Genomic DNA, 2,565 nt, shown 5'->3' with positions numbered 1-2,565 from the left:
GTTCTTGAGCGTTACCTAACCAAACACCCGTTCCGTGAGACAACCCAGAAATTTGCAGTAAGTCGGCAAACGAACTCGGTTGGGTTTCCTGAAGCATCTGACGTACGAATTTCGTTCCCATTTCTGGAACGCCATATGTAGCAACCGGAGAACGAATTTGGTCTGGAGTTACATTAATTGCTTGTGTTGAGTTAAAAATACTCATGGCTTTAGGATCATTCATTGGAATCGTTGTTGGATCAATCCCCGTTAAATCCTGCAGCATCCTCATCATCGTCGGATCGTCGTGTCCCAGAATATCTAGTTTGAGCAAATTGGCATCAAATGCGTGATAGTCAAAATGGGTTGTTTTCCACTCAGAATTCTTATCATCTGCAGGAAATTGAACAGGTGTAATATCATCAACTTCCATATAATCAGGGACTACAACAATACCCCCAGGATGCTGCCCCGTACTACGCTTAACTCCAGTACAACCAGCAGCTAACCGATTCAACTCAGCGCCCCGCCATTTCTGGCCTTGCTCTTCTTCATATTTCTTCACGAAGCCGAAAGCCGTCTTCTCCGCAACTGTACCAATGGTACCCGCACGAAAAACACATTTCTCACCGAAAATTTCTTTCGTGTAATTATGGGCAATCGGTTGATATTCACCAGAAAAGTTCAAATCGATATCGGGAACCTTATCCCCTTTAAAGCCCAGGAATGTTTCAAAGGGAATATCATGTCCGTCTCCTTTAAGGTTTCCGCCACAATTCGGGCATGCCTTGTTCGGGAGATCGAATCCACTCGGAACACTACCGTCCAGAAACCATTCACTGTGCTGGCAAGAAGCGCAAATATAATGTGGAGGCAGCGGATTAACCTCAGAAATACCAAGCATCATAGCTACTACGGAAGATCCGACAGATCCCCTTGAACCTACAAGGTAGCCATCTTTATTAGACTTTTTAACCAATCGTTCGGAGATCAAATAGTTCGCAGAGAAACCGAATTTAATGATTGGAACAAGCTCTTTTTCCAACCTCGCCACGATAACCTCCGGGAGCTCATCGCCGTAGATATTTTTCGCTGTAGCGTAGCAGGTGCTACGAATTTCATCGTCTGCGCCCTCAATAATTGGCGTGAACAGCTTATCAGGGAAGAGCTCAATCGCTTCGAACCGATCAGCCAGTTCATTCGTGCTGCGCACAACAACTTCCATGGCCTTCTCTTCACCCAGAAATTTAAACTCTGCCAGCATTTCTTTCGTGGTACGGAAGTGAGCATCTGGTTTCTTCATCGACTTAAGCGGACTAAAGCCTGTAATCCCGTTAATGGTGATGTCACGGCATACTTTCTCTCTAGGATGCAAGTAATGAACATTTCCTGTCGCAATAACCGGTTTGCCTGTTTTATAACCAATTTCACAAACGCGGCGTACAGCATTCTCAAGATCCTCAACACTGCCAACAAGTCCTTTTTCAACCAAATGCATATTGTAGCTTACCGGCTGGATTTCCAAAATATCATAGAACTCTGAAACTTGTTCAGCTTCTTCAATCGTTTTGTTAAGTACAGCCTCAAAGAACTCCCCTTTTTCACAGCCGGATGTAATGAGAAGCCCTTCTCTAAATTCGACTAACACGCTCTTCGGTATCGTAGCGCCTCTTTGCAAGTAGGTCGTATGGGATAAAGAGATAAGTTTAAATAAGTTCTTTTTGCCAATCGCATTAAGTGCATAGATACAGCAATGGAATGGTCGTTGATTCGACAAATCTTTACCAACGTAATCGTTTAGCTTAGCGAGACTCGTTATTTGTCGATCATTAGCCTCATTAATTAAATGATAGAGCACAAATCCCAATGCAATGGAGTCATCAATCGCACGGTGATGGTTATCCAAGCCAACCTTAAATTTATCGGATAAGGTGTTCAATCTGTGATTCTTCATGGACGGGAACAAGAATCTGGCCAGTTCCAATGTATCTAATACTGAGTTAGTAACGTCTGGCAATCCCATTCGCTTCAAATTAGCTTGTAGGAAACCCATATCAAATCGTGCGTTATGTGCTACAAGGACGGAATCGCCGATAAATTCTACAAACTTAGGAAGCTCATCTTCAATATCAGGCGCTCCAACAACCATATCATCTGTAATATTCGTTAATTGTTGAATATTATAAGGGATTTTCTCATGCGGATTAATGAACGTTGCAAAACGATCAATTTCCTTGCCATCCTGCATCTTAACGCCGGCAAGCTCGATGATTCGGTTATTTATGACAGATAGACCTGTTGTCTCAACGTCGAAAATAACATATGTCGCTTGCTTCAAGTCGATATCCCTGCTATTCATGACGATTGGCACAGAGTCGTTCACTACATTAGCTTCGAGGCCATAAATCACTTTAATCCCATGTTTCTTGGCTGCTTTACCCGCATCAGGAAAACATTGAATATTGCTGTGGTCCGTAACTGCAATGGCTTTATGACCCCATTTTGCAGCCATTTTCACATATTGATCAATAGGAGTTAAAGCATCCATCGTGCTCATCGTGGTATGTAGATGGAACTCTACACGCT

General features: G+C 43.1%; 1 protein-coding gene. It reads right to left on the bottom strand.

Features of this window, described 5'->3' with window-relative positions:
* A partial coding sequence (locus AC1DUA_RS33355) for a PolC-type DNA polymerase III (RefSeq protein WP_477503821.1) occupies positions 1-2,565 on the bottom strand: 2,565 nt, incomplete at both ends.

The organism is Paenibacillus sp. 01T422 (genome assembly GCF_056398785.1).
Note: the sequence above shows the minus strand (reverse complement) of the source record. Positions and strands in the feature narration are given on the sequence as shown.